The following is a 21589-nucleotide window of genomic DNA, read 5'->3' on the forward strand; positions in this document are numbered from 1 at the left end:
TAGACAGGGCGGCATCTGCCGCTCGCCTGGACTGGGTGGCTGGCAATGAAAACCTATACCTTTGATTTTGACGAGATCGACAGTCAGGAAGACTTCTACCGTGAATTTATCCGGGTGTTTGATCTTGAACGGGAAAGCGTGACGAATCTGGATACGCTGTGGGACGTGGTGACCGGTAGTCTGCTGCCGCTACCGCTGGAAATTGAGTTCATCCATTTGCCCGATAAGCTGCGCAGACGCTTTGGCGCACTGATATTACTGTTCGATGAAGCGGAAGAAGAGCTGGAAGGGCAGCTGCGTTTTAACGCGCGGCACTGAATGAAAAAAGCCCCTGACCATCAGGCCAGGGGCAAGTCGTATGATGAGATACGACGAGGGTTTATTTATACAGTTCTGCAGTTGCATGCCAGTGGTCACCCTGATTCAGTTCGGTGACGCGATAGCTGCTGGCACCTGCTTTTTCAGCTTTGGCAGCCAGTTCGTGACGGATATCCATCGGAGAGCCGGTAACAGACGTCACGGAGATGCTGCCCATAGGCTGCAGATTTTGTGCCTGGTCGGCATTCACCTGCTGTACGGCTGCGCTTGCGCCGAAAGAGAGAACAGATGCCAGACCGAGGGTTGCGATGATCAATTTGGTTTTCATAGTCTTTACTCCTGAATAGGGTTTTTGCTCAACGGCGAGAAGGGTTGAACCGCTATTTTTATGCCTGGTGCCGTTGAGTGGAGATTTACGTGTTCAGTTATTACTAAAACTTATTTGTACAGCTCAGCGGTGGCGTGCCAGTGTGCACCAGAGCGCGCTTCGATGATGCGATAGGATGACGCACCCTTTTCTTCCGCTTTTTTGTTCAGCATCTCATGCATGTCCATTGGCGATGTGCCGACCGCGCCGACAGAAACCGTACCGATGGCCTGGCGGGATTGCGCCTGGTCAGCATTGATAGCGTCAGCCGCGAAGGCACCGAATGACAGGACAGACAGGACGCTCAGCGCCGCTACAGTTGATTTGATTTTCATGATTTTTACCTCGTCGAATTTTTTAGTGGAGTCTTGTTTCGTGACCCTCATCACAAAATCAAGTATACACTAATAACGGAAAAAATTAATACCAGACTAATGGTTTCTATTGTTATTACGTGTTAAACAGTCTTTTTTTTATAACCAAATTGCATAATATTGGGTATTTTTTGCACATTTTAGTTGGTTATGTCTAATGAAATCATATGGATATCAGCTTTTGATTTTTTGTGCGATTTTTTGATTTATCATTCACCAGGTGAATGTTAATGGGTGGTAAAAAGCACTATTTGTCAAAGGCAGAGGCAGTGAAAAAGAGGGGGAAACGGTGTGGAGGCAGAACGATCCCCGCAGCGGCGCTACGGGGAAAGGGGATTAGAGTTCCTGTTCGAACAGAACCAGAATCGCTTCGTGGAGATCTTTAACGGAGAAACCGCTGGCTGGCGTGGTAAAGATGGTGTCATCACCGGCGATAGTCCCGAGGATACCTTCCGTTTTACCCAATGAGTCCAGCATGCGGGCAATCAGCTGTGCGGCACCTGGGCTTGTGTGGATCACCACAACGGCATCGTTGTAGTCGATATCCAGAACCAGATTCTTGAGCGGGCTGGAGGTGGTCGGCACGCCAAGTTCAGCCGGCAGGCAATAGACCATCTCCATCTTGGCGTTACGGGTACGTACCGCGCCAAATTTCGTTAACATGCGGGAGACCTTCGACTGATTGATGTTGTCGAAGCCCTGTTCCTGCAGCGCCTGAACAATTTCTCCCTGAGAACTGAATTTCTCTTCTTTAAGTAGCGCTTTAAACGCCTTGACTAATTCTTCTTGCTTAGACGAGCTTCGCATAAGTCACCCGGAATATGACGATAGAAACAACATTATTATGCATGTGGATGAATTTTTATGCAAATTATCTACTCAGCGCCAGGCTGAAATAATGTTATGAAAGGGAGTGATTTTATCAGAATTCGTTATCAGAAAACATGCCTGGGTCACGCCGCGCAAATAAGCTTAAAAGTAAATTAAATGTTATCAAAATGATGTTGTTTTGGTGGCGGGCCAGGGTGTATTGTAACCACCTCTTAATTCGTTGCCGTCTGTCGTCAGATAGCCTTCTGAAGAGAGATAAAGTCGCGCGACCTCAAATTCTTTAGCTACGAAAATTGTAATTAAACACTTGCTGAATTATGGTCGCCGCAACGGATTTACAGATACTTAAGTTAACCATAATAAGGAGTTTAGGATGAAAGTCGCAGTCCTCGGCGCTGCTGGTGGTATCGGCCAGGCGCTTGCCCTACTACTGAAAACCCAACTGCCTTCAGGCTCAGAACTCTCCCTGTACGATATTGCTCCGGTAACCCCAGGTGTGGCGGTTGACCTGAGCCACATCCCTACCGCTGTAAAAATCAAAGGCTTCTCCGGTGAAGATGCGCGTCCTGCTCTGCAGGGTGCCGACGTGGTGCTGATTTCTGCAGGCGTGGCGCGTAAGCCAGGCATGGATCGTTCAGACCTGTTCAACGTCAACGCGGGCATCGTGAAAAACCTGGTGCAGCAGATTGCTGAAGTGTGCCCGAAAGCGTGCATCGGTATCATCACTAACCCGGTGAACACCACCGTTGCTATCGCGGCAGAAGTGCTGAAGAAAGCAGGTGTTTACGACAAAAACAAACTGTTCGGCGTAACCACGCTGGATATTATTCGCTCCAACACCTTTGTTGCTGAGCTGAAGGGCAAACAGCCAACAGAAGTTGAAGTGCCGGTCATCGGCGGTCACTCTGGCGTTACCATCCTGCCTCTGCTGTCGCAGATCCCAGGCGTGAGCTTCACCGAGCAGGAAGTGGCTGACCTGACTAAACGCATCCAGAACGCGGGCACCGAAGTGGTGGAAGCGAAGGCGGGTGGTGGTTCTGCAACCCTGTCTATGGGCCAGGCGGCTGCACGTTTCGGTCTGTCGCTGGTTCGCGCCCTGCAGGGCGAGAAAGGCGTTGTTGAATGCGCTTACGTTGAAGGCGATGGCGAACACGCTCGCTTCTTCTCTCAGCCGCTGCTGCTGGGCAAAAATGGTATCGAAGAGCGTAAATCCATTGGTACGCTGAGCGCGTTTGAACAACACGCGATGGAAGGCATGCTGGATACGCTGAAGAAAGATATCACCCTGGGTGAAGAGTTCGTTAACAAGTAATACGAACCGTCTCCCGGCAAAAAAACGGAGCTTATCGCTCCGTTTTTTTATGCCTGTCAGTTCGTTGCCGGGTATTCCTGAATGGTGACCTGCAGCGTCAGTTTCTTATCGTTGCGCATGACTTCAACAGGGATGATAGAGCCCGGGCGAATTTCTGCCACCTGGTCCATCGTCTCCAGCGCAGAAACCGCCGGCGTGCCGTTAACCGACACAATGACGTCATTGACCTGAATCCCCGCGTTGGCCGCCGGCCCCCCTGGCGCCACCTCGTTCACCACGATGCCCTGGATCTGATCGATCCCGCCCCCCTGGGTATGCATCGGCGCAATTTCACGGCCACCGATACCGATATAGCCGCGGATCACGCGTCCGTCGCGGATCAGCTTATCCATAATTTTGGTCGCCAGCTGGAACGGAATGGCAAAGCCGATCCCTTCCGGCGTCTCGCCGTCGTTACTCTTATCGAACGAGAGGGTGTTGATGCCCATCAGTTCGCCCAGCGAGTTGACCAGCGCACCGCCGGAGTTACCGTGGTTGATGGAGGCATCGGTTTGCAGGAAGTTCTGCCGCCCGGATGGGTTGAGGCCAATACGCCCGGTCGCGCTGATAATCCCCTGGGTGATGGTCTGGCCCAGGTTGTAAGGGTTACCAATCGCCAGGACGACGTCACCAATATGCGGGGTACGTTTACGGTTGATCGGGATGACCGGCAAACCGCCCGTGGCGTTAATCTTCAGGACGGCGAGGTCAGTCAGGCTGTCAGAGCCAACGAGTAATGCCTCAAACACGCGGCCATCCTGTAGGGCGACGATGATCTGGTCGGCATCGTTTATCACATGCTTGTTGGTAATAATGTAGCCGCGCTCGTCCATGATTACCCCGGAGCCGAGAGTGCGGATCTCCAGCTGGTTATGGGCTGAGGTATTCAGGCCACGGTTATAGACGTTAACTACGGCAGGTGCGGCACGGCGAACGGCCTGGTTATAGGTGGCCGGCGTTTCATCCGTGCTATCGAACTGAGGGGCCGACAGTTTATTGAACTGACGTAAAGACGGCAGCGCCAGCAGCAGCAGGCCAGCGACAATCAAACCGATGACAATAGAACGTAAGAGCTTTAAAAGCATGATGCGCGTGTCGTTAAAAAAGGAACGATTTGCAGCATAACATGAGTTATCCGGACATCACACGCAGCGGTGATGTCCGGGTCGCAAATGCTTAGCGCAACAGAATATAGATAGACTCATTGCCGCGCATGACCTGCAGGGCAATAACCGCCGGTTTACTCTCCATCACCTTGCGCAGTTCGGCAATGGACTGCACGCGATTGCGGTTTACCCCAATGATCACATCTTCCGGATGCAATCCGGCCTGTGCGGCAGGGCTGCTCTTCTCAACGGTGTCGATGCGAATGCCTTTCGTACCGTCTTTCAGCTGTCCATCGCTCAGCGTCGCACCCTGCAGCGCCGGGGCGATCAGCTCCGCACTGGCAGAGGAGGAGGTGCTCTTATCCAGCGTCACTTCAACGTCCAGCGGCTTACCGTCACGGATCAGACCCAGCTTCACTTTGGCGCCGGGTTCGGTGGTCGCTATCCGCGAGCGCAGCTCGGCAAAGCTGCTCAGCGGCTTGTCGTTGAGGCTGACGATCACATCGCCCGATTTGATACCTGCTTTTGCCGAGCCGGAGTTAGGCAGCACTTCACTGACAAACGCCCCGCGCTGTACGTTGATGTTGAACGCTTTGGCGATATCGGCGCTCATCTCCATACCTTTAATACCCAGCAGCCCGCGTTTGATTTCGCCGAACTGAATGAGCTGCTGCGCCAGGGTTTTGGCCATATTGCTGGGAATCGCAAAACCGATCCCGATGCTGCCGCCACCCGGGGCCAGAATGGCTGTGTTGATCCCAATCAGCTCACCGTTAAGGTTAAGTAACGCCCCGCCGGAGTTCCCGCGGTTGATTGAGGCATCGGTCTGGATAAAGTTTTCCAGCCCTTCCAGATTGAGGCCGCTGCGTCCCAGCGCGGAGACGATCCCGGAAGTGGCGGTTTGCCCTAAGCCAAAGGGGTTACCCACGGCGACGGCAAAATCACCGACGCGCAGTTTGTCGGAGTCCGCGATGGCAATCTGGGTCAGGTTACTCGGGTTTTGTACCTGCAATAGCGCGATGTCGCTCTGGTCATCGCCGCCAATCAGTTTGGCATCAAATTCGCGGCCATCGTTTAGCTGGACGCTGATTTTATCGGCCTGGCTGATGACATGATTGTTAGTCAGAATGTAGCCTTTTGCCGCATCAATAATGACGCCGGAACCCAGGCCTTCAAAAGGCTGGGCCTGCTGGTCGGGAGACTCATCGCCAAAATATTTTTTCAGTTCTTCAGGGACGCGTTGGCTTTGTACCGCCGTGCCCTCAACCTGAACGCTGACCACCGCAGGCAACACTTTTTCCAGCATGGGGGCAAGGCTTGGAATGGCCGCCTGGCCAGGCACCTGGGAGGGAAGGGCGGCAAATACAGGGACGGACGCCGAGAGAGATAACCCGACACTTAACGCGATAGCGCTCAACAGCTGGTTTTTTTTCTTCATCGATGTTGACTCTCGTAACCTGGAATAAAGGAAAAACGGCCCCAAAAACACGTTGATGTTATTGAATTTTAAACCGCTGAACAATGAGGTGTTTAACTAAATGATAGCTGGGGTCAGGAAGAAAGGACGGGCGCAATCGCTGCGCCCGTAAAATAAATTCAGGTTGTGCGATTAATCGCGTTTTACACCGCCGCGCAGCAGGCCGGACGCGCCGTCTGAATAGTCGCGAGGCATCTGAACAGGCGCCTGGTCGTTACCGGCTTCAGAGTCTGCCAGACGGTTGCGGAACGGATTGGTTTCCGCCGTCATTTCCGGCAGCAGGCTGCTGGAGCTTTTTGCCATATGCTGATACAGCTGACGATAGTCGGTCGCCATGTTGTCCAGCAGCTCGGCGCTACGGGCAAAATGGCTGACCAGCTCTTCACGATACTCTTCCAGCTCGGCTTTGTTCTTTTCCAGTTCGTACTGCAGTGACTGCTGCTGACGCAATTTGCGATTACCGAAACGCATGGCCACAGCACCGATGACGATGCCGACGACTAAACCGATTAGCGCATATTCCCAGGTCATGAACTTCTCCCGTTGTCTTGTTGTTCCGTAGGGTGTTGGCTCGGCTCCTGCCTGTGCCTGATAATGCCACTATAACCGCTATTTCCGTAGAAGTGGAATCCTGACGTATCATCGCGTAGTGTAGAACGGCCTTTTTTTCATCAGTCACGTCTGCTGGTGAGCGTTAATTGAAGGAATAACAATAAGATTATGCAAAACCTGTCCCCTGCATCGCGATATCAACTGGCCCTAAACGAGGGCACTCATCAGCCGGATGACGTACAGCGTGAGGCGGTAAGTCGTCTGGAGATGATTTATCAGGAACTCACGGCCAAACCCGCTGAAACCGAACAGAATGGCGGGCTAAAGGCGGCATTTGGACGGTTGCTCGGAAAAAAAACGCCACAGGCCCACGCGCCGGTGCGCGGTCTTTATATGTGGGGCGGGGTCGGTCGCGGAAAAACCTGGCTGATGGACATGTTCTACCAGAGCCTGCCGGGGGCGCGTAAACAGCGTCTGCACTTCCACCGCTTTATGCTGCGTGTGCATGAAGAGCTGACTGCGCTGCAGGGTAAAAGCGATCCGCTGGAGATTGTGGCCGACAGGTTCAAGGCGGAAACGGACGTGCTCTGTTTCGATGAATTTTTTGTGTCTGACATCACCGATGCCATGCTGTTAGGCGGCCTGATGAAAGCGCTTTTTGCCCGCGGGATCACGCTGGTGGCCACGTCGAATATTCCGCCGGATGAGCTTTACCGCAACGGCCTGCAGCGGGCACGCTTCCTGCCTGCCATCGACGCCATTAAGCAGCATTGTGACATTATGAACGTTGATGCCGGTGTCGATTATCGCCTGCGCACCTTAACCCAGGCGCACCTGTGGCTCTCGCCGTTAAATGCAGAGACCACCCGCGAGATGGATAAACTCTGGCTGGCGCTGGCGGGGGCAAAACGCGAGCACGCCCCGGAACTCGAGATTAACCATCGCCCGCTGCCAACGCTCGGCGTTGAAAACCAAACGCTGGCGGTCTCCTTTACGACGCTGTGCGTTGATGCCCGCAGCCAGCACGACTACATTGCGCTTTCACGTCTGTTCCACACCGTGATGGTGCTGGATGTGCCGGTGATGACGCGGCTGATGGAGAGCGAGGCGCGGCGCTTCATCGCGATGGTGGACGAGTTTTACGAGCGCCACGTTAAGCTGGTGATTAGCGCCGAGGTTCCTTTATATGAGATCTACCAGGGGGAGCGGCTAAAGTTTGAGTTCCAGCGCTGCCTGTCTCGCCTGCAGGAGATGCAGAGCGAGGAATACCTGAAGCTGGAGCATATGCCATAAACGCCACCCTCTCCCTGTGAAGGGGGACTTGTAGGCCGGGTAAGGCGCAGCCGCCACCCGGCATTTTCCACCGCCTCGAAAAACCCAATGTGAATCACATTTAAGGGTCGATCTTTGACCTCAACTTCTCTATAATCTTGCGACCCCACGTTACGAGAAGGTTTTTTTCCCGAAACTTTCTATGTGTCGGCATGTGCTATTCGAAGGGGTAGGTTTGCCGGACTTTGTCGTGTGAACCTCAACTGACTAAACGTTTGGGTGTTCACCAACGTGTAACTTATTATTTGGGTAAGCTTTTAATGAAAACTTTTACAGCTAAACCAGAAACCGTACAGCGCGACTGGTATGTTGTTGACGCGACCGGTAAAACTCTGGGCCGTCTGGCTACTGAACTGGCTCGTCGCCTGCGCGGTAAGCACAAAGCGGAATACACTCCGCACGTTGATACCGGTGATTACATCATCGTTCTGAACGCTGACAAAGTTGCTGTTACCGGCAACAAGCGTACTGACAAAATGTACTACCACCACACCGGCCACATCGGTGGTATCAAAGAAGCGACCTTTGAAGAGATGATTGCTCGCCGTCCTGAGCGTGTGATTGAAATCGCGGTTAAAGGCATGCTGCCAAAAGGCCCGCTGGGTCGTGCTATGTTCCGTAAACTGAAAGTTTACGCAGGCAACGAGCACAACCACGCGGCACAGCAACCGCAAGTTCTTGACATCTAATCGGGATTATAGGCAATGGCTGAAAATCAATACTACGGCACTGGTCGCCGCAAAAGTTCCGCAGCTCGCGTTTTCATCAAACCGGGCAGTGGTAAAATCGTAATCAACCAGCGTTCTCTGGAACAGTACTTCGGTCGCGAAACTGCCCGCATGGTAGTTCGCCAGCCGCTGGAACTGGTTGATATGGTAGAAAAACTGGATCTGTACATCACCGTTAAAGGTGGTGGTATCTCCGGTCAGGCAGGTGCGATCCGTCACGGTATCACCCGCGCTCTGATGGAGTACGACGAATCCCTGCGTTCTGAACTGCGTAAAGCTGGCTTCGTTACTCGTGACGCGCGTCAGGTTGAACGTAAGAAAGTGGGTCTGCGTAAAGCACGTCGTCGTCCACAGTTCTCCAAACGTTAATCCATTCTGCTTACGCAGAACGATTGGCGAAAAACCCGCTTCGGCGGGTTTTTTTATGGATAATGCGCAGGTTATCCACAATATCCATGCATATATCTTCTCTTTTTCCACATTTCCAGAATCCCCTCACCACAAAGCCATCAAAATCTGGTAAACTATCATCCAATTTTCTGCCCAAATATCGGTGAATACTCGATTTTTGTTCGATTCTTGAACAATGTGTCTTCTCTGGGATGGGCGATACAACATCTGGCTGGCCCCTGTTGGGCTGGTAGCAGTAAAAATTCTGAATATACCTGGAGGTTTTCATGGCTGTCGCTGCCAACAAACGTTCGGTAATGACGCTGTTTTCTGGTCCTACTGACATTTATAGCCATCAGGTTCGTATCGTGCTGGCCGAGAAGGGTGTCAGTTTTGAGATCGAGCATGTGGAAAAGGATAACCCGCCTCAGGATCTGATCGATCTCAACCCGAGCCAAAGCGTACCGACGCTGGTGGATCGCGAGCTGACCCTGTGGGAATCCCGTATCATTATGGAATACCTGGATGAGCGTTTCCCGCATCCGCCGCTGATGCCTGTTTACCCTGTTGCGCGTGGTGAAAGCCGCCTGTACATGCAGCGTATCGAAAAAGACTGGTATTCGCTGATGAACGTGATTACCAGCGGATCCGCTGCCGAAGCTGACGCTGCGCGTAAGCAACTGCGTGAAGAGCTGCTGGCAATCGCCCCGGTGTTTGGTCAGAAACCGTTCTTCCTGAGCGATGAATTCAGCCTGGTGGATTGCTACCTGGCACCGCTGCTGTGGCGTCTGCCAATCCTGGGCGTAGAGTTCAGCGGTCCTGGCGCGAAAGAGCTGAAGGGCTACATGACTCGCGTCTTTGAGCGCGACTCTTTCCTGGCATCTTTAACTGAACCGGAACGTGAAATGCGTCTCGGCCGAGGCTAATGACTGTGGAAATGTCACAACTTACCCCACGCCGTCCGTATCTGCTGCGCGCCTTCTATGAATGGCTGCTGGATAACCAGCTCACGCCGCACTTGGTTGTGGATGTGACGTTGCCGGGCGTGCTGGTTCCAATGGAATACGCACGTGACGGACAGATTGTACTGAACATCGCCCCGCGCGCGGTGGGTAACCTGGAGCTGGCAAACGATGAAGTGCGCTTCAACGCGCGTTTCGGCGGCGTACCGCGCCAGGTTTCCGTACCGCTGGCTGCTGTGCTGGCTATCTACGCGCGTGAAAACGGTGCGGGTACCATGTTCGAGCCGGAAGCGGCATATGATGAAGACGTTGCCAGCCTGAATGATGACAACGCATCTGATGAGCGTGAAAGCGACACGGTGATGTCAATTATCGATGGCGACAAACCCGATCATCAAGATGACAATGACCCTGATGACGATCCGCCTCCGCGCGGTGGTCGCCCAGCGCTACGCGTTGTGAAATAAATCCGCTTGCGCCGTTTGTAAAAAGCCAGTGATATCACTGGCTTTTTTTATTTCTGTATCAATCTACCGTTGTAATATTTTTAAATAAGCATTGTTTATATCTCTTGTTTCTTCATTGCTTGATTAATAATTAAATAGATTTATAAACCCCATGAATAAATGAGGTGTGAACTAATATCAAAACGATGAGAAAAGTAAAGAGGAATTCTGAGTAATATTATTTTTTTGATGTTGATCTCTTTTTTGATTGGGTAATTTCTTAATAAAATAAGGAAAAAATCATTTTGTGGTTATCCTTAATAGAATAGTTAATTTTGCTAAATTGCATGTATTTATAAAAACAATACTATGTGCACATGCTGACAAGCATGACGACAATCAGTAACTGGTAAAGGTATTTATCATTACTGGGTTAAATATTGCAATTACTCATATGTTAAGGATTAACAAGTGAAAAAAGTTTTACTCGCTACTGCGCTTTCTCTGTGTGTGACTTCAGCATTTGCTGCAGACCCTTCAGCTGTACTGAAGGTTAAAGGTACGCTGACGAATGCAGCATGTACGCCAGTATTAAGCAACGGCGGTACTGTTGACTACGGTACAATTAATTTGGGCAGTCTGAACGCTTCTGCTGTCAACCAGTTGGGACAGAAGAATATCGATCTGACCATTAACTGCACCGCAGCAACAAAAGTGTCCTGGAATATGGTTGACGATCGCGCTGATACTAACGCGGGTCTGACCGTAGAAAACGGTATGTTTGGTGGTGGTATTATTAAAGGCGCTAGCCAAACTTACGGTGTGGGCAAAACCGCGGGTGGCGTTAACATTGGCTCTTACGCTCTGCTAGTTAAAGTAGACAGCGTAACGGCTGATGGTGCTGCGGTAGATCCAATCTATCAGCAGAACGCGACGGGTACCTGGACCAAATCCACCAACGGTTCTTCTCAGGGCAGCCATATTCGTGACTTCACCGTTGCGTCTGCAGGTTCTCTGGATCCGCTGGCCTTCCAGACCGCGACCTTCCCGCTGGCAACTTCACTGGCTCTTCAGGACACCACAACTCTGGCGATTACGGACGATACTCAGCTTGACGGTCAGTTGACCATCAGCCTGCGTTATCTGTAAGACTTTATTGAGTAAAAGTAATTTTAAAATAATCCAGAGAGTGAATGTTCTGCATTTACTCTCTTTTTAACAGCACGATAAACATGGAATGTTCCGTTGGGCTATCAAGGAGATAATATTATGCAATGCATAAGGTCGAATATATTTAAAACACTTTTTACTGTCGCTTTATTTTCCGCCAATTTTGCGGTGCATGCAGAAGGTATGGTGCCAGAAACCAGCCTGCTAATTATTGATGAAGCCACACACAGCGGTACCATTAACGTAAAAAATACGGATTCACACCCATCCTTATTATATACGAACGTTGTAGACCTGCCGGACGACCAGGGGCTTAAGTTGATCGTCACGCAGCCTGTGGTTCGCCTTGAGCCGGGCCAAACGCAGCAGCTTCGTTTTATTTTGCAAAGCAAGCAGCCGCTGGATGTTGAGCATTTAAAACGCGTCACATTTGACGGTATTCCACCAAAAAATGACGATAAAAAAATTAAAATTGGCATTAATATTCGCCAGGATATTCCAGTGCTAATACGCCCGGCTACGCTGGGGGTCGTGACGGATGCGTGGAAATACCTCAAATGGTCTACGGCCGGATCTTCTGTAAAAGTAACCAACCCAAGTAAGTACGTTGTTCGTCTGGCACAAAAAGTCGTATTACAACCTTCAGGCGCAAACGCCACGCTTTCCAAAACTTACCTTCTGCCAGGTGAGACGATGACGGCTGCGTTGAACAAAACGAGCAGCGGTGACAGCCACGTTAAATTTTTCCCGGCCAGCCGTTATGGCATTGAAGTGCCGAGTTTTACCTCAGAATTAAATAAATAATATAGGGATCAAACGGTGAATAAAAAAAGCCGTATTGCACTTTGTGTCCGCGCAGTTCTCTGCGGCACCTTGCCTCTGATGATGTTTGACTCCGCCTCCGTACTCGCAAGGGAAGTGACGTTTGATACGGGGGTAATGAAAACGCTGGGGTTATCGAGCGACTTGAACCATTATTTCGCTGAAGCACCGCGTTTTCTGCCCGGAACCCATTCCGTGAACGTTAAAGTGAATGGTGAAGATCGCGGAATGGCCGCCGTCCGTTTCAATAAGGACGGCGTGCTGTGTTTTGATAACGATCTGCTTGATTTCGCAGGCCTCATGCCAGTCCCCCTGAAGGCAGGCGAGGCGTGCCACAACATCCGCGACGACTACCCGAAAGCGGTAATCAACGCGTTGCCAAACCAGGAAGCCGTTGAGTTGTATCTGCCGCCTGAAGCGGTAAACAGCCTGTCGTCGGATATCCGAAACTTCCAGCACGGCGGTGCCGCCGGGATGCTCAACTATTCGCTTTTCAGCACCCGTAACGAATATGGCGGTAGCGACAAAACCCGCTATTCGCAGGCCAATCTGGAAGCGGGTTTTAACGCATTTGACTGGTCGCTTCGCAGTAATTACATCCTGACGGATGACAATGGCAAGAAAAATGCTGACAGCATTTACACCTATGCAGAGCATGTTTTTGTCCCGCAGAAGTTAACCATGCAGGTCGGTGAAATTAATGCCATGTCTAATGTGCTGAGCGGCATACCCATTACCGGTATCCAGCTTTTGCCGACTAGCGGGCTGACAAAAGACGGCAGCGGCGTCAGCGTGTCAGGCATTGCCCGTTCCTCCCAGGCTCGCGTGGAGATTCGCCAGAACAATCAGCTGATCTTCAGTACGCTCGTGCCCGCGGGACCATTTACGCTGGATGACGTGCCGGTTGCGCGTAACAACGTCGATTTAGACGTTTCCGTCGTAGAGTCGGACGGCTCCACGAATCACTTTATTGTTCCTGCTGCCGCTGTGAAGCAGCGAAATCTTTCTCGCCCGCAGGGGCTTACCGTGTCTGCCGGTCAGGTGCGCAGTATCGATAGCGACTACAGCGATCCGCTGGTGATGAACGTTTCCGACGGCTGGCGCATTTTCCCGTGGATGAACCTTCTGGCCTCCGGTACTGCCGCTCAAGATTACCAGGCAGCTGGCGGTCGTACCGATTTTCTTATCAGCGATCTTTGGTCTGTTTCCACGACGGTTGCGGCAAGCAAAGAGTCGTTTGGTGACAGCAACAGTGGACTTAAAACCGAGCTAGGAAGCGATCTTACGCTTTCCTCCCATGTATCGCTTTCCACCAGCGCGACGCACTACAGCGGCGGCTACCGTGAGATGGCAGAAGCGATGGACGATGACTATCAGGGGTACGATAACGCCTACTCCGGCAGCATACGTTTCTCATCCGGTCTGGCAGGCGTTTTCTCAGCAGGCTTCAACTATAACCAGAGCAGCGGGAACTCTGAGGATTCCCGCTATCTGCTTCTGTCGTGGGGTAAGACATTTAAATATGCCAGCGTTACCGCCAACTGGCAAAGCGCTGTGGGCAACGTCGATGACGACCAGGATGATGAAATGCTGTACATCAACGTCAGCATTCCGCTGAGTCCGGGGCAGTCTGTCAGCACTTACATGCGCAAGCAGGGCGACAATACCACTTACGGTGTGGCCAACAGCGGTTCGCTGGGCGAAAACACACACTACTATATCGCCGCCGATCGTGACCAGTCGTCCAGCGATAATAGCTTCAACGGTAACCTTAACACCAACCTGCATTACACCCAGCTGAGCGTGGGTGGTGGCAGCAATGGTGATCACCAGCGTAACTATAACGCCACCCTGGCGGGCGGCATCGCTATGCACAAAAATGGCGTGACGTTCTCGCCGTATGCGATTCGCGATACCTTTGCGATTGCCAGACTGAGCGAGAAGAAAAGCGGGGTAGAAATCGCTACGCCACAGGGTACGGTCTGGACCGATGCCTGGGGACAGGCGGTTGTACCTTCGCTAAACGAGTGGCGCAATTCGCGTATAGAAGTGGATGCCAACAAGCTGCCGCAGAATATGACGCTGGCAAACGGCACCCGATATATCGCCGCAGGTCACGCTTCAGTCAGCGAGCTTGATTTCAAGGTGCTGAACAGCCGACGTGTGATGCTGCGTATGAAGCAAACCGATGGTCAGCCGCTGAGAAAAGGGCTGGCAATCGTGGATGAGAAGGACAACTACATTGTGACGGTCGTTGATGATGGTCATGTCTTTATCAACGATGCGGATCAGTTACCGGCGCTGTACGCCATGGACGCCAACAACAATCGTTTGTGCAAACTCGATTTCGCTCTTCCTGAGAAACGCAATGAAGACGCCTTCTATGAAGAAGTAAACGGAGTATGCCGATGAATTATCAACAAACAGTAGGATTAACAGCGCTGGGGATACTTTTCTTCGTGGCGACTGCAAATGCGGAAGATTGCCAAATATCGCTTTCGCAGCCGGTGGTGGATTACCATGAAATGCGTCGAGATAATATCGATAAAACCCAGCAGAACTGGCACAAAATGGCGGACCGTACCCTCAACGTTAATGTTTACTGCCCGCAGCCGCAGCAAATGGCGGTGTTGTTACAGGGGACGGCAGGCGATAAAGGGCGCTTCACATTCGGCCAGTCTGGCGGGATGGCGGTTAAAATCGATGATATGACCATCGACGGTAAAAATTACACCGTCGGCAAAACGGTCGATCAGCTCGGTTTTACTCCGCAAAGCGGCACGCCTTCGCCGTTTTATGTGCGTAATAATGAAGCGGTTATTGCGGTTGATAATAATCAGGTGCCTTCAGGCCAGCAGATGAATTTCCGGGTCACGCTATCACCTGTGCTGGATGACAATGCGTTTAGCCGCATCACCGATCAAACCGTACTGGAAAGTGACTTAACCTGGACTCTGCTGACGAGGTAGCATTTCGGTGAGTAAAAAATAGCTCTTCATTATTTCTATCGCCAATGAAATGCCTGTTTTTTTCTTGCAGCTGACTCAAGCATTGATAGGCTGGCAACCTTCATGCTGAAATATCTGAAATTTTTTTGATTACACTGTAGGTAACAAAGGGAATAAACCGGAAGGTTTATTCCCTTTTTTTTTACACTTCCAGGTAGTTCAGTATCCCGTCAGCCGCTTTGCGCCCTTCGGCAATCGCCGTCACCACCAGGTCGGAACCGCGAACGATATCGCCACCGGCGAAGATTTTCGGGTTGCTGGTCTGGAAGGCATTATCGCTGCCTTCTGGCGCAATAATACGGCCCTGCGAGTCCAGCTCAACGCTGTGCTTCGCCAGCCATTCCATGCTGTGAGGGCGGAAACCGAACGCCATCACCACGGCGTCAGCGGGGATCACGTGCTCGGAGCCTGCCACGATTTCCGCGCGACGACGGCCTTTCGCATCCGGAGCGCCCATCTCAGTGCGCGCCATCTTCACGCCGCTCACTTTACCGTTGGCATTCACTTCAATACCCAGAGGCTGGATGTTGAACTGGAATTCTACGCCCTCTTCACGCGCGTTTTTCACTTCGCGCTTAGAGCCCGGCATGTTCTCTTCGTCACGACGGTAGGCGCAGATCACGTGCGCCGCATTCTGACGAATGGAGGTACGCACGCAGTCCATCGCGGTATCACCGCCGCCCAGCACCACCACGCGTTTGCCTTCCATGCTGACGAACGGCTCATCGGCGGTTTCACCATAACCCATAATCTGCTTGGTGTTGGCAATCAGGAACGGCAGCGCGTCATAAACGCCCGGCGCGTCTTCGTTTTCCAGACCACCGCGCATGGACTGATAAGTACCCACGCCCAGGAACACGGCGTCGTAATCCTTCAGCAGATCGTCGAGCTGTACGTCGCGGCCCACTTCTGTGTTCAGTTTGAACTCAATGCCCATGCCGGTGAAGATTTCACGGCGACGGGTCATGACCTCTTTCTCCAGCTTAAAGGCCGGGATACCAAAGGTCAGCAGGCCACCAATCTCCGGATGGCGGTCAAAGACCACCGCCTTCACGCCGTTGCGGGTCAGCACGTCCGCACAGGCCAGGCCCGCCGGGCCCGCGCCGATGATCGCCACGCGCTTGTTGGTTTGCTTCACGCCGGTCATATCCGGACGCCAGCCCATCTCAAACGCTTTATCGTTGATATAGCGCTCGATGTTGCCGATGGTCACCGCGCCAAACTCGTCGTTCAGCGTACAGGAACCTTCGCACAGACGATCCTGAGGGCACACTCGGCCGCACACTTCCGGCAGGGTGTTGGTCTGGTGAGACAGCTCGGCGGCTTCAAAAATACGTCCTTCGTTGGCCAGCTTCAGCCAGTTAGGGATGTAGTTGTGTACCGGACATTTCCATTCGCAGTAAGGGTTACCGCAGGACAGGCAGCGGTCTGCCTGTGCTTTGGCCTGGCCTTCTGAAAACGGCTCGTAGATTTCAACAAATTCAATTTTGCGGATCTTCAGCGGTTTCTTTGGCGGATCAACACGCTGCAGGTCGATAAACTGGTATACGTTCTGGCTCATCTGAATTCCTTACTGCGCCTGCACGCGCAGCTCTGCTGCGCTACGACTACGGTGACCCAACAGGGCTTTAACATCGCTGGACTTCGGCTTAACCAGCGCGAATTTCGCAGAGAACGCCGGCCAGTTCGCCAGGATCTCTTCGCCGCGCGAAGAACCGGTATGCTGCACGTGTTCGGTAATCAAACCGCGCAGGTGTTCTTCGTGAATGGCCAGCGTGTCAACGTCCAGCACTTCTACCAGTTCAGGGTTCACGCGTTTACGGAACTCACCGTCTTCATCCAGGACGTAGGCAAAACCGCCCGTCATGCCTGCGCCGAAGTTCACGCCGGTTTTACCCAGAACGCAAACAATCCCGCCCGTCATGTATTCACAACCGTTATCGCCAATGCCTTCCACCACGGTGATAGCACCGGAGTTACGCACCGCAAAACGCTCGCCCGCACGGCCCGCGGCAAAAAGACGACCGCCGGTTGCGCCGTACAGGCAGGTGTTACCGATAATGCTGGCTTCATGGCTGCGGAAGGCTGAGCCGACCGGAGGACGTACCGCCAGAAGACCGCCCGCCATGCCTTTGCCGACGTAGTCGTTGGCATCGCCGGTCAGGTACAGCTCAACGCCGCCTGCGTTCCACACGCCGAAGCTCTGACCCGCAGTACCGCTGAAGTGCGCGGTAATCGGATCGGCTGCCAGCCCCTGGTCACCGTGCGTCTGCGCGATGTAGCCGGAGAGGGAGGCACCCACGGAACGGTCGGTGTTGCGGATATCAAACCAGAACGTTTTGCTCTGCTTGTCGTCCACATACGGTTTCGCCTGCTGCAGCAGCTGCGCGTTCAGCACGCCGTTGTCGAACGGCGGGTTGTTCTCGGTGCAGTAGACCGCTTTGCCAGGATGCGGCTGCGCGGTTTCCAGCAGCTTAGACAGCTCCAGCTTCTGCTGCTTGGCGGTGAAGCCTTCCAGCTCTTTCAGCAGGTCGGTACGGCCAATCAGGTCCACCAGACGCTTCACGCCCAGCTGCGCCATCAGCTCGCGGGTTTCACGGGCGATGAACTCAAAGTAGTTGGTCACTTTGAACGGCAGGCCGTGGTAGTGGTTCTTACGCAGCTTCTCGTCCTGGGTTGCAACGCCGGTTGCGCAGTTGTTCAGGTGGCAAATACGCAGGTATTTACAGCCGAGCGCAACCATTGGGCCGGTACCGAAGCCAAAGCTTTCCGCACCCAGAATCGCCGCCTTGATGATGTCGAGGCCGGTTTTCAGGCCACCGTCCACCTGCAGACGGATCTTGTGACGCAGACCGTTAGCCACCAGCGCCTGCTGGGTTTCCACCAGGCCAAGTTCCCACGGGCAGCCCGCATATTTCACGGAGGAGAGCGGGCTTGCGCCGGTACCACCGTCATAACCGGCGATGGTGATAAGGTCCGCATAGGCCTTCGCCACGCCGGTGGCAATGGTGCCGACGCCCGGTTCGGAAACCAGCTTCACGGAGATCATCGCTTTCGGGTTGACCTGCTTCAGGTCGAAAATCAGCTGCGCCAGATCCTCGATAGAGTAGATATCGTGGTGCGGCGGCGGGGAGATCAGCGTCACGCCCGGTACCGAGTAGCGCAGTTTGGCGATGTACGGGGTAACTTTATCACCCGGCAGCTGACCGCCTTCGCCCGGTTTCGCACCCTGAGCGACTTTAATCTGAATCACGTCGGCGTTGACCAGGTACGCTGGCGTCACGCCAAAGCGGCCGGATGCCACCTGCTTGATACGGGACACTTTGTTGGTGCCGTAACGGGCAGGATCTTCACCGCCTTCGCCGGAGTTAGAGTTGCCACCGATGCTGTTCATGGCTTCCGCCAGCGCCTCGTGGGCTTCCGGGCTCAGCGCGCCGATGGACATCGCCGCGGTATCGAAGCGTTTGAACAGTTCGGATGCCGGTTCGACTTCGTCAATGCTGACCGCTTCATCACCCGGATTCAGGGCAATGAGGTCGCGCAGCGTCGCCGCCGGACGGTTGTTCACCAGCTCAGCGTACTGCTGATAATCACGGTATTCGCCGCTCTGAACCGCCTGCTGCAGCGTGCGCACCACGTCAGGGTTGTAGGCATGATACTCGCCGCCGTGAACGTATTTCAGCAGACCGCCCTGATCCAGCGGCTTACGTGCCAGCCAGGCGCGCTTGGACAGGTTCACCAGATCCTGCTGGAAGTCAGCAAAACCGGCGCCGCCGATGCGGCTGACCACGCCCTGGAAGCAAAGGTTGGCGACCTCATCATGCAGGCCGACCGCTTCAAACAGCTTCGAGCAGCGGTAGGAGGCAATGGTCGAGATGCCCATTTTGGACATGATCTTGTACAGACCTTTGTTGATGCCGTTACGGTAGTTCAGCATCACCGCGCGGTAATCTTTGTCGATCGCGCGGGTATCCACCAGACGGGCCAGCGTTTCATAGGCCAGGTACGGATAGATCGCCGTCGCGCCAAAGCCTAACAGCACGGCAAAGTGGTGCGGGTCGCGCGCGCTGGCGGTTTCAACAATGATGTTGGCGTCGCAGCGCAGGCTCTTATCCACCAGACGCGTCTGGATAGCGCCCACCGCCATTGGTGCAGGCACCGGCAGACGGTTTTTCGCGATGTTGCGGTCGGACAATACCAGCAGCACGGTACCGTTACGCACCATCTGTTCGGCTTTGTCGCACAGCGCATTCACCGTCTCTTCGAGGCTCGCGTCGTTCACGTCGAAGGTAATATCGAGCGTGTCGGCGCGATAGTGCTCCTCTTTCATGGTGGTAAGCTGTTTGAAATCGGAGTACAGCAGGATCGGCGATTTAAAGGTCAGACGGTGCGCCTGGCCTTCGGCCTCGCAGAAGACGTTCATCTCGCGACCGATGCTGGTGGCCAGCGACATCACGTGGGCTTCACGCAGCGGATCGATTGGCGGGTTGGTGACCTGCGCAAACTGCTGGCGGAAGTAGTCGTAAATGATGCGCGGCTGGCTGGAGAGCACGGCAAACGGGGTATCGTCACCCATCGAGCCGACCGCTTCCTGGCCGTTCTCACCGAGCACGCGGATGACGGAGTCCAGCTCTTCCGCGCTGTAGTTAAACTGCTTCTGGTAGCTGGCGAGGGTGTCATCGTCCAGCTCGCGGCTGCCCACTTCTTCATCCGACAGATCTTCAAACGGCACCAGACGACGCACGTTTTTCTCCATCCACTCTTTGTACGGATGGCGGCTCTTCAGATCGTTATCGGTTTCGGCGGAGTGCAGGATGCGTCCACTGCGGGTGTCGATCACCATCAGCTCGCCCGGACCGACGCGGCCTTTCTCGACCACTTCGTCAGGCTGGTAATCCCAGATGCCGACTTCAGAGGCGCAGGTGATGAGCTTATCTTTGGTGATGACGTAGCGCGCCGGACGCAGGCCGTTACGGTCCAGGTTACAGGCAGCGAAACGACCGTCGGACATGACGATGCCCGCCGGGCCGTCCCACGGCTCCATGTGCATGGAGTTAAAGTCGAAGAACGCGCGAAGCTCAGGGTCCATATCCGGGTTGTTCTGCCAGGCCGGCGGCACGAGCAGACGCATGGCGCGCACGATATCCATCCCGCCCGCCAGCAGCAGTTCCAGCATGTTATCCATCGAGCTGGAGTCCGAGCCGGTTTCGTTCACGAACGGCGCGGCATCATGCAGGTCAGGGATCAATGGCGTCTGGAACTTGTAGGTACGGGCGCGGGCCCACTGGCGGTTACCGGTAATAGTGTTGATCTCACCGTTGTGTGCCAGGTAGCGGAACGGCTGAGCCAGCGGCCAGCGTGGAACGGTGTTGGTGGAGAAGCGCTGGTGGAACAGGCAAATGGCCGATTCCAGACGCAGGTCCGCCAGGTCCAGGTAGAAGCGCGGCAGGTCAGCCGGCATACACAGACCTTTATAGATGTTCACCAGGTTAGAGAGGCTACAGACGTAGAACTCTTTATCGTCCTGGAGACGTTTTTCAATGCGGCGGCGGGCGATAAACAGACGGCGTTCCATATCACGCGGACGCCAGCCCGCAGGCGCGTTGACGAAAATCTGTTCAATACGAGGCAGCGAGGAGAGGGCGATTTCACCGAGCACCCCTTCGTTGGTTGGCACATCGCGCCAGCCGACAATCGACAGGGTTTCACGCTGAAGTTCTTCTTCAACGATGCGGCGTGAGGCGGCAGCTTTTTCAGGATCCTGGTTCAGGAACAGCATGCCGACAGCGTAGTTTTTGGCTAAACGCCAGCCGCGCTCTTCCGCCACGATGCGGAAGAAACGATCCGGTTTTTGCAGCAGCAGGCCGCAACCGTCGCCAGTTTTACCATCGGCAAGAATGGCGCCACGGTGCTGCATACGGGCCAGTGCGTGAATAGCGGTACGCACCACCTTGTGGCTAGGTTCGCCTTCTATGTGGGCGATCAGGCCGAAACCACAGTTATCCTTCTCAAGGGATTTATCGTACAACATATCAGTGAACCTCCCCAGGCTCGTCGGGCTTCCCACTGAACTTTACCGTGGCGCACAGGCACAGAAAGAGCATGGCGACGGGGTTTGCGTTTCATACGCGGACCTCGCATTCGCCCTCTTTTTCATCCTTTCGCGCAGGTAAACAAGTTTGAGGACTTGCTTCAGAGGGAATCTCAATTACTGCATAAATATGATGAGCAGGCCGCTCATCCAGAAAGCTTCCAGCGGATTTCCAACTTATCGGGAATTGGTACACAGGTCAAATGGCAATCTTATTTATACAAAAATGTGCTAAAGAGAGTTTATCTGTTTGTATTTTAATGT

General features: G+C 53.6%; 19 protein-coding genes. 11 read left to right on the forward strand and 8 right to left on the reverse strand.

The window, feature by feature from the left end; genetic code table 11:
* Nucleotides 1-45: 45 nt before the first annotated feature.
* A complete protein-coding gene (locus ACOTXI_RS11250) occupies nt 46-318 on the forward strand; it encodes a barstar family protein (protein WP_008502839.1) in 273 nt (90 codons plus the stop codon).
* Nucleotides 319-379: 61 nt separating this feature from the next.
* On the opposite strand, the gene yhcN (ACOTXI_RS11255) is transcribed toward ACOTXI_RS11250, so the two are convergent.
* From yhcN (ACOTXI_RS11255) to argR, 3 genes are all read right to left on the reverse strand, one after another.
* A complete protein-coding gene (gene yhcN, locus ACOTXI_RS11255) occupies nt 380-646 on the reverse strand; it encodes a peroxide/acid stress response protein YhcN (protein WP_008502838.1) in 267 nt (88 codons plus the stop codon).
* 110 nt (nt 647-756) lie between these two features.
* Nucleotides 757-1020, reverse strand: a complete 264-nt coding sequence (gene yhcN, locus ACOTXI_RS11260) for a peroxide/acid stress response protein YhcN (RefSeq protein WP_008502837.1) — start codon at nt 1018-1020, stop codon at nt 757-759.
* A 375-nt stretch (nt 1021-1395) separates the two neighbouring features.
* Complete coding sequence (gene argR, locus ACOTXI_RS11265; protein ID WP_008502836.1) at nt 1396-1866, reverse strand: transcriptional regulator ArgR; 471 nt, start codon at nt 1864-1866, stop codon at nt 1396-1398.
* A gap of 397 nt (nt 1867-2263) precedes the next feature.
* Between argR and mdh the strand changes: the two genes are divergently transcribed.
* The gene (gene mdh / locus ACOTXI_RS11270) at nt 2264-3202 is read left to right on the forward strand and encodes a malate dehydrogenase (RefSeq protein WP_008502835.1); all 939 of its coding nucleotides are present in this window, start codon (nt 2264-2266) and stop codon (nt 3200-3202) included.
* 56 nt (nt 3203-3258) lie between these two features.
* On the opposite strand, the gene degS is transcribed toward mdh, so the two are convergent.
* The 3 genes from degS to zapG form a co-directional block, all read right to left on the reverse strand.
* Complete coding sequence (gene degS, locus ACOTXI_RS11275; protein ID WP_008502834.1) at nt 3259-4326, reverse strand: outer membrane-stress sensor serine endopeptidase DegS; 1068 nt, start codon at nt 4324-4326, stop codon at nt 3259-3261.
* 91 nt (nt 4327-4417) lie between these two features.
* Nucleotides 4418-5785 carry a serine endoprotease DegQ gene (degQ, locus tag ACOTXI_RS11280; RefSeq protein ID WP_008502833.1) on the reverse strand — a complete coding sequence of 456 codons (1368 nt, stop codon included), beginning with the start codon at nt 5783-5785 and terminating at the stop codon, nt 4418-4420.
* A gap of 171 nt (nt 5786-5956) precedes the next feature.
* The gene (zapG, locus tag ACOTXI_RS11285) at nt 5957-6355 is read right to left on the reverse strand and encodes a Z-ring associated protein ZapG (RefSeq protein WP_008502832.1); all 399 of its coding nucleotides are present in this window, start codon (nt 6353-6355) and stop codon (nt 5957-5959) included.
* Nucleotides 6356-6544: 189 nt separating this feature from the next.
* Here zapG and zapE point away from each other — a divergent pair, with 189 nt between their 5' ends.
* From zapE to ACOTXI_RS11330, 9 genes are all read left to right on the forward strand, one after another.
* Nucleotides 6545-7669 carry a cell division protein ZapE gene (gene zapE, locus ACOTXI_RS11290; protein WP_008502831.1) on the forward strand — a complete coding sequence of 375 codons (1125 nt, stop codon included), beginning with the start codon at nt 6545-6547 and terminating at the stop codon, nt 7667-7669.
* A gap of 299 nt (nt 7670-7968) precedes the next feature.
* Nucleotides 7969-8397 carry a 50S ribosomal protein L13 gene (gene rplM / locus ACOTXI_RS11295; protein WP_003860434.1) on the forward strand — a complete coding sequence of 143 codons (429 nt, stop codon included), beginning with the start codon at nt 7969-7971 and terminating at the stop codon, nt 8395-8397.
* A gap of 15 nt (nt 8398-8412) precedes the next feature.
* Nucleotides 8413-8805: a 30S ribosomal protein S9 gene (gene rpsI, locus ACOTXI_RS11300; RefSeq protein ID WP_003860436.1), complete on the forward strand. Its 393-nt coding sequence runs from the start codon at nt 8413-8415 to the stop codon at nt 8803-8805.
* A 308-nt stretch (nt 8806-9113) separates the two neighbouring features.
* Nucleotides 9114-9752 (forward strand): stringent starvation protein SspA, encoded by a 639-nt coding sequence (gene sspA / locus ACOTXI_RS11305; protein WP_008502830.1) that lies wholly within the window; start codon nt 9114-9116, stop codon nt 9750-9752.
* Between the two features lie 5 nt (nt 9753-9757).
* Complete coding sequence (sspB, locus tag ACOTXI_RS11310) at nt 9758-10255, forward strand: ClpXP protease specificity-enhancing factor (RefSeq protein WP_025912562.1); 498 nt, start codon at nt 9758-9760, stop codon at nt 10253-10255.
* A gap of 450 nt (nt 10256-10705) precedes the next feature.
* Complete coding sequence (locus tag ACOTXI_RS11315; RefSeq protein WP_008502828.1) at nt 10706-11383, forward strand: DUF1120 domain-containing protein; 678 nt, start codon at nt 10706-10708, stop codon at nt 11381-11383.
* A 120-nt stretch (nt 11384-11503) separates the two neighbouring features.
* Complete coding sequence (locus ACOTXI_RS11320) at nt 11504-12208, forward strand: fimbria/pilus chaperone family protein (protein WP_058655010.1); 705 nt, start codon at nt 11504-11506, stop codon at nt 12206-12208.
* A 15-nt stretch (nt 12209-12223) separates the two neighbouring features.
* Nucleotides 12224-14638 carry a fimbrial biogenesis usher protein gene (locus tag ACOTXI_RS11325; RefSeq protein WP_008502826.1) on the forward strand — a complete coding sequence of 805 codons (2415 nt, stop codon included), beginning with the start codon at nt 12224-12226 and terminating at the stop codon, nt 14636-14638.
* A complete protein-coding gene (locus ACOTXI_RS11330) occupies nt 14635-15195 on the forward strand; it encodes an outer membrane protein (protein WP_023294675.1) in 561 nt (186 codons plus the stop codon). The genes ACOTXI_RS11325 and ACOTXI_RS11330 overlap by 4 nt, the downstream gene beginning before the upstream one ends.
* A gap of 181 nt (nt 15196-15376) precedes the next feature.
* Here ACOTXI_RS11330 and gltD read toward each other — a convergent pair whose 3' ends face one another.
* The gene (gene gltD, locus ACOTXI_RS11335) at nt 15377-16795 is read right to left on the reverse strand and encodes a glutamate synthase subunit GltD (RefSeq protein ID WP_008502824.1); all 1419 of its coding nucleotides are present in this window, start codon (nt 16793-16795) and stop codon (nt 15377-15379) included.
* A 9-nt stretch (nt 16796-16804) separates the two neighbouring features.
* Nucleotides 16805-21265: a glutamate synthase large subunit gene (gene gltB / locus ACOTXI_RS11340; protein ID WP_023326177.1), complete on the reverse strand. Its 4461-nt coding sequence runs from the start codon at nt 21263-21265 to the stop codon at nt 16805-16807.
* Nucleotides 21266-21589 lie beyond the last annotated feature (324 nt).

This window comes from Enterobacter cloacae complex sp. BZL2005 (assembly GCF_049238885.1).
Taxonomy (GTDB): domain Bacteria; phylum Pseudomonadota; class Gammaproteobacteria; order Enterobacterales; family Enterobacteriaceae; genus Enterobacter; species Enterobacter roggenkampii.

What these genes read in the sequence shown, in the direction of transcription:
- ACOTXI_RS11250 (WP_008502839.1), top strand. Translation starts at nt 46, where the DNA reads ATGAAAACCTATACCTTTGATTTTGACGAGATCGACAGTCAGGAAGAC.
- yhcN (WP_008502838.1), bottom strand. Translation starts at nt 646, where the DNA reads ATGAAAACCAAATTGATCATCGCAACCCTCGGTCTGGCATCTGTTCTC.
- yhcN (WP_008502837.1), bottom strand. Translation starts at nt 1,020, where the DNA reads ATGAAAATCAAATCAACTGTAGCGGCGCTGAGCGTCCTGTCTGTCCTG.
- argR (WP_008502836.1), bottom strand. Translation starts at nt 1,866, where the DNA reads ATGCGAAGCTCGTCTAAGCAAGAAGAATTAGTCAAGGCGTTTAAAGCG.
- mdh (WP_008502835.1), top strand. Translation starts at nt 2,264, where the DNA reads ATGAAAGTCGCAGTCCTCGGCGCTGCTGGTGGTATCGGCCAGGCGCTT.
- degS (WP_008502834.1), bottom strand. Translation starts at nt 4,326, where the DNA reads ATGCTTTTAAAGCTCTTACGTTCTATTGTCATCGGTTTGATTGTCGCT.
- degQ (WP_008502833.1), bottom strand. Translation starts at nt 5,785, where the DNA reads ATGAAGAAAAAAAACCAGCTGTTGAGCGCTATCGCGTTAAGTGTCGGG.
- zapG (WP_008502832.1), bottom strand. Translation starts at nt 6,355, where the DNA reads ATGACCTGGGAATATGCGCTAATCGGTTTAGTCGTCGGCATCGTCATC.
- zapE (WP_008502831.1), top strand. Translation starts at nt 6,545, where the DNA reads ATGCAAAACCTGTCCCCTGCATCGCGATATCAACTGGCCCTAAACGAG.
- rplM (WP_003860434.1), top strand. Translation starts at nt 7,969, where the DNA reads ATGAAAACTTTTACAGCTAAACCAGAAACCGTACAGCGCGACTGGTAT.
- rpsI (WP_003860436.1), top strand. Translation starts at nt 8,413, where the DNA reads ATGGCTGAAAATCAATACTACGGCACTGGTCGCCGCAAAAGTTCCGCA.
- sspA (WP_008502830.1), top strand. Translation starts at nt 9,114, where the DNA reads ATGGCTGTCGCTGCCAACAAACGTTCGGTAATGACGCTGTTTTCTGGT.
- ACOTXI_RS11320 (WP_058655010.1), top strand. Translation starts at nt 11,504, where the DNA reads ATGCAATGCATAAGGTCGAATATATTTAAAACACTTTTTACTGTCGCT.
- ACOTXI_RS11330 (WP_023294675.1), top strand. Translation starts at nt 14,635, where the DNA reads ATGAATTATCAACAAACAGTAGGATTAACAGCGCTGGGGATACTTTTC.
- gltD (WP_008502824.1), bottom strand. Translation starts at nt 16,795, where the DNA reads ATGAGCCAGAACGTATACCAGTTTATCGACCTGCAGCGTGTTGATCCG.
- gltB (WP_023326177.1), bottom strand. Translation starts at nt 21,265, where the DNA reads ATGTTGTACGATAAATCCCTTGAGAAGGATAACTGTGGTTTCGGCCTG.